The sequence below is a fragment of the Nocardia farcinica genome (genome assembly GCF_029867845.1).
Lineage (GTDB): Bacteria > Actinomycetota > Actinomycetes > Mycobacteriales > Mycobacteriaceae > Nocardia > Nocardia farcinica_A.
In genome coordinates this window covers 1-5342 of sequence record NZ_JARWRU010000062.1, presented here as the reverse complement: position 1 = coordinate 5342, position 5342 = coordinate 1, and the positions used below count along the sequence as shown (strand labels likewise).

Sequence of the window (5342 nt, the reverse complement as noted above, 5' to 3'; positions counted from 1 at the left end):
CGGCGCCCCCCCCTTGTTCGGATTCTTGGAGGTCAACGCGGTGGGCCACCACAGCTCCCCCACCACCAAAAACCCCAGCGTCGCATTTTTGGCGCGGGTGGTGGCCGGACGCGCTAACACCAGCAACCCGACCGCGCCCAGGGTGGCCGGCATGGCCAGCAGACTCAACAGCGGCGACGCCGCCTCGACCTCACCGGCCTGCCCGGCGGTGCCGCCCGCCACACTGGCCAGCCGGGCCAGCGTGCCCAACGCGTACAGCGCCCACAGGGTGGCGATGAAGTCCGGGTCACCGGCGAGGGCGGCGCGACGGCGGCGTTCCCTCGGCCGCGCCCACAACGCATAGGCCAGCATCACCGCCGCGTACACCGACAACCCGAACGCCACCGGTTCCAGCGCACCGGCGATGCCGACGTCGTAGCCGATCTCCGCCAGCCGAGGGTCGGCGATGTTGTCACCGAAACGCGGCGCCGGCCGCACCGTCAGCAACAACACCGGCCGCGCCACATACGACATCGACCAGTACACCGCCTGCGCGATCAACAACACCCGCAGCACACCGGAGACCAGCACACCCGCGGCGACCATGGCCGCCAGGGCGGCGACGATCACCAGCAGCGGACCGCAGGCCCACACATCCCCCCAGGTGGAAGGATCACTCGAGGGCACGCAGGATCTCCCTCGCACGATCGGTGTAGGTGTGGCCGCCTTCGACGACGCGCCGATACCCGGCCTCGGCGACCTTGGCGACCTGGTCGGGGAACTGCGCGCACCGTTCGAGGATCTCGTCGAGTTCGTCGCGGCTGGAGAACAGGAACGCCTCGGCGCCGTCGGCGAGCAGCTCGGCGTGCTCGTCGGTGCGTTCCCCGACGAACAACCCGCCGCTGGCGGGCACCTCGAAGGTGCGGCAGGTGTGGGTGTCGCGGTTGTCGGAGTTCAACAGCACCAGATTGGCGGTCACCGTCGCCACCGTCATGGCGAAATCCTCCCCGTACACCGGGCCGGTCACCGCGGCCCGGGTGGTGCGCAACCTGCGCACCCGCCGCCACCCCGGGCCGGCGACCAGCAGTTGCGCACCATAGGTGCGCGCCAGCGACACCATGCCGTCACGGCGATCGGGCCTGCACGCGCCGATGAACCCGACCAGGAACTGCCGGGTGGTGCGGCGCGCGGCCGGATGATGCCAGGCCGGGTCGTAGGCGCTGCGCACGAACAACGCCTCCTTCGCTCCCCGTGCCAGCAACTCGGGCACGTTGTGTCGTTTGGTGGTGACCACCAGATCCCACTCCGATTCGTGCGCCAGATAGTCCGCGGTCGTGTTGACCGGGTTGGCGACATCGTCGGGACTGTAGTGCACGTGCAGCGCCGCCGGGATGTCCAGCAGCCGCCGCTGATCCAGGTGCACCGACTTGAACCCGAACACCATGTCCGGGCGCAACTCGGCGGCGGCCCGCTCGAGCCGGGTGTGGATACGATCGACGGTCCACCAGGCGCGCCGCTCATGGGTTTTCGCATACATCCACGACGGCGACAGCCGCGGCGGCAACGTCGCCGCGGTGGAGTCGATCACGATGACCTCGTGGCCGAGAGCTCGGAAACCTTCGGCCAGCGAGCGGGCATTGCTGCCGAGCCAGTCGTCGCCGAGGAACAGGATCTTCATCGGGTCCTTCTTCGTTCACGCACGAACAGTCCGCGCATGCGCGCGAGATACCAGACGGCCACCGCGCCTTCGGCGGCCACGATGCCGCCGGCCAGTGTCCACATCGAATGGGTGCGCACCGCCATCAGCAGCGCGACCCCCGCCACACAGGTGCCGACGATCGCGCCGATCAGCACACCGCTGGTGTCCTGACGCACCGGAAGCACCGCCGTGGTCACGAACGAGGTCACCGTGGTCGCGGGCAGGATCAACGCCTCCAACCGCAGCACGTCGACCGCGCCGTCGAAATCGGCGCCGAACACCACCGGAATCACCAGCGGCGCCGCCAGCCACAGCGCCACCGACGCCACACACGCCACCCCCACGCACACCGTCAGCGACCGCACCGCGTCCGGCCAGAACCTGGCCTCCTTGCCACGTTTGGCCAACCGGGGCAGCAACGCGAACCCGATCGGGTCCAGCAGCGACTGCACCGCCCGCACCAACCGGTCCGACGCGGAGAACAACCCCAGCGACACCGCGTCCAGAACGGTGCCGTACACCGTCGCCGCACCCTGCCCGTAGCTGGTGGTCAACAACCTGCCGCTGATCACCGGCGCCGCCTGCCGAACCAGCGTTCCCACCCCACGCGGCGCGCTCGGCCACCCGAACGCACGCCAGGTGTCCCACCAGGTCAACGCCACACTGATCACCGCCGACCCGAGCAGGCACAGCAACGCCATCACCGCGGAAGGGAACCGGGGCAACAGCACCAGCAGCAACCCGAGATAGCCGACCCGCGCGACGGACTGATACAGGGTGGACGCGCCGAAACGGCCCTGCCCGATGAGCACCCAGTCCTCCGACATCGACCAGAACCCGCCCACGAACAACCCGAGCGCGATCATCGTGACCTGCTCGGGCGCCCCCACCACCACAGCCACCGCCGACACCAGCCCGACCACGCCCAGGATCACGGCCCGGATCACCAGATAGGTGCCGCGGATACGGTTGACCACCCCCACATCCACCCGCGCGCCGTCCGCACCGGCCCCGCCGGGATGCCTCTCGGACTCGAGCATCCCCGACTCCTGCACCCGCGCGGCCATATAGGAAGTGATGCCCAGGTCGATCAGCAGCGACCCAAGGAAGTAGGCGGACATCCCGATCGCCAGCAAACCCATCCCGGCGGTGCCGAGCACCCGCGCGATCAACGGCAGCGTCGCCACCGTCACCAGGTACTGGCCGTACTTGCCGAAGCTGACGTAGGCGATGTCGCGCACCAGCGCCGCCAGTTCCCGCGCCCGCGACTTCGGCGCGCCCTCGGCCTCCTCGATCGCGGCCTGCAGCGCCCGCGCCGACAGCACCGGCAGCTTCTCGGTGGGCCAGTCGGCGAAGGCCGGAATGACCTCGGTCGGCAGGTCGTAGTCGGGGGCGCGCAACCCGTCCAGCGACACCGGGTAGTGCCGGGGGACGATGCGGATGGGGACGGTCTTCTGATCGGCCAGGCTCACCGCGCACCCCGGCTCCCGGCGACGGCGTGCAGCAACCCGGCCACCACCCGCGCGGTCTCCGCGACGGAGAAGTCCCGGCTGCGCCGCACCCCGGCCTCGGCGAGCCTGGTCCGCAACGCCGGATCGGCGATGAGCCGCTCCAGCGCCGCCGCCAACGCCACCGGATCACCCGGGGCCACCAGCAACCCGTCGACCCCGTCCCGCACGATCTCGGTGGGCCCGCCCGCGCCTGCGGCCACCACCGCACACCCGGCGCGCATGGCCTCCACCACCACCTGCCCGAACGGTTCAGCGGTCACCGAACAGTGCACGGCGATATCGGCATCACGCAGGTACGGGCCCGGATCGTCGACGTGACCGGTGAACTCGACCGGCACCGCCACCTGCGCGGCCAACCGTTCCAACGCACGCCGATGCTCGTCCTCCCCGAAGAACACGCCACCGACGAACCACACCTGCCGCGGCGGCACCGGCAGCAACGGCAACGCCCGCAGCAGGATCTCGTGCCCCTTCCACGGCGTGAGCCGCCCCACCAGCACCAGCCGCGTGTCGGCGGGCGCCCGCTGCGGACCGCGCGCACCGGGCTCGGTGTCGGGAACGCCCGGATAAGCCACGGCGGCGCGACGGCCACGCGTGTACAGAGTCGCCAGGGTGGCGCGACTGTTGGCGAGCACCCCACGCGCCACCGTCCAGCCGAGCACCCGCAACAGCAACGCCAGGACCGGACCGAAGTACTCACCCGCCACCCGGTCGTGCACCTGCCACACCAACGGCACCCGCGCCCGCCGCGCCGCCACCGCCCCCATCAGCAGCGCTTTGGTGCTCTGCGCCACCAGCACATCGGCGCCCTCGGCGCGCACGTACTTCCCCAACCGGGCACCGAGCCGGATCAGCTCGACCGCACCACCGGCCAACCGCAACGGCCCCGACCCGGCGATGGTGAGGCTGCGACTGTCGAAGTCGTTGCCGCACACGGTGACCGGAACGCCACGAGCGCGCAGCAACTCGACCAGCGGACCGTCCTCGGTCACCAGCATCGACGCGCGCACCGGCCCGACCGTCCCGACGCTTTCCCCCGCCACCGACCGCACAACCGGCCCGGCCGGCGCCGCCCGCGCGACCGCATCGGCCGAGGCCGCGGCGGCTTCTTCCGTCTCGTGCGCGCGAGCGGCCTCGCGCAGGGCGACCAGCAGCCGCAGCGTCGCCAGCTCCGCACCGGAGGGAGCGGCGGTGTGGGACAGGAACACCGCGCGCGTCACCGGGCCAGCTCCCGATACAGCACCGCATGCCGTTCGGCGGCCACCGCCCAGGAGAACGTTTCCGCGTGCGCGCGGCAGGCCGCGGCGTCCGGGCGCTTCCCATCCAACGCCGCCACCAGCCGCTCGGCCAGCGCGTCGGCGTCACCGCGGGCCACGATCAGGCTCGGATCGAGTCCGCGCACCGAATCCGGCAACCCACCGCAGTCGGTGACGACCGGGGCGCGCCCGGCGGCCAGCGACTCCAACGCGATCAACCCGAACCCTTCCAACGCCACCGACGGCACCACCGTCACCGCGGCACGGGTGTAGAGCGCGGCCAGTTCACCGTCACCGACACCGCCGGTGAAACGCACCGCCGCACCGAGGGGTTCGGCCTGCGCGCGCAACACCGCCTCGGCGGTGCCGGTGCCGACCACCACCAGCCGCGCCCTCGGATGCGCCGCCGCCACCGCACGCCAGGCCCGCAGCAGCACATCGATGCCCATGCGGTGCTCCAGCCGCCGCACACACAGCACGATCGGCTCCTCGGTCCCGGCGACCGGGGCCGGGGTGAACCGGTCCACATCGACACCGGGGGCGATCACCTCGACCCGCGCGGGATCCACCCGGTAATCGGTGGCCAGCAGCTCACGCATGTGCTGGGACAGCACCACGAACCGGTCCGCGCGCAGCGCCCGCACCCGTTCCACCACATACTTGACGCGCGCGGCCGCCGCGCTCTGTCCGGCGGCGAGGCTCTCCGCCGCCCACGGGCCGTGTAAATCCACGACAAGGCGGTGCCGCCCACGCGGCGGGCCGTAGAGGGCGAAATGCCGGTCCAGGATCAACGGCTCACCCCGGGCGGCCCGGTCGCGGCGGGCCGCGCGCACCCGCCGCCCGGTCGCACCGCCGACCCGCCCCCCCCTGGCCGCCCCGTCGGGCGGGTCGCCCGCA

General features: G+C 71.8%; 4 protein-coding genes and 1 pseudogene. All 5 read right to left on the bottom strand.

Annotation, left to right across the window (positions count from 1 at the left end; translation table 11 throughout):
• Nucleotides 1-666, bottom strand: a pseudogene (locus QH283_RS01000) (hypothetical protein); the annotation flags it as partial.
• Nucleotides 653-1657, bottom strand: coding sequence for a CgeB family protein (locus tag QH283_RS00995; protein WP_280501135.1), 1005 nt, complete (start codon nucleotides 1655-1657; stop codon nucleotides 653-655). The pseudogene QH283_RS01000 and the gene QH283_RS00995, both read right to left, overlap by 14 nt.
• Nucleotides 1654-2973 (bottom strand): lipopolysaccharide biosynthesis protein, encoded by a 1320-nt coding sequence (locus QH283_RS00990; RefSeq protein ID WP_432420635.1) that lies wholly within the window; start codon nucleotides 2971-2973, stop codon nucleotides 1654-1656. The genes QH283_RS00995 and QH283_RS00990 overlap by 4 nt, the downstream gene beginning before the upstream one ends.
• A gap of 173 nt (nucleotides 2974-3146) precedes the next feature.
• A complete protein-coding gene (locus QH283_RS00985; protein ID WP_280501134.1) occupies nucleotides 3147-4409 on the bottom strand; it encodes a glycosyltransferase family 4 protein in 1263 nt (420 codons plus the stop codon).
• Nucleotides 4406-5342: glycosyltransferase family 4 protein (locus tag QH283_RS00980; protein ID WP_280501133.1), on the bottom strand; the 937-nt coding region annotated here is incomplete at its 5' end. The genes QH283_RS00985 and QH283_RS00980, both read right to left, overlap by 4 nt.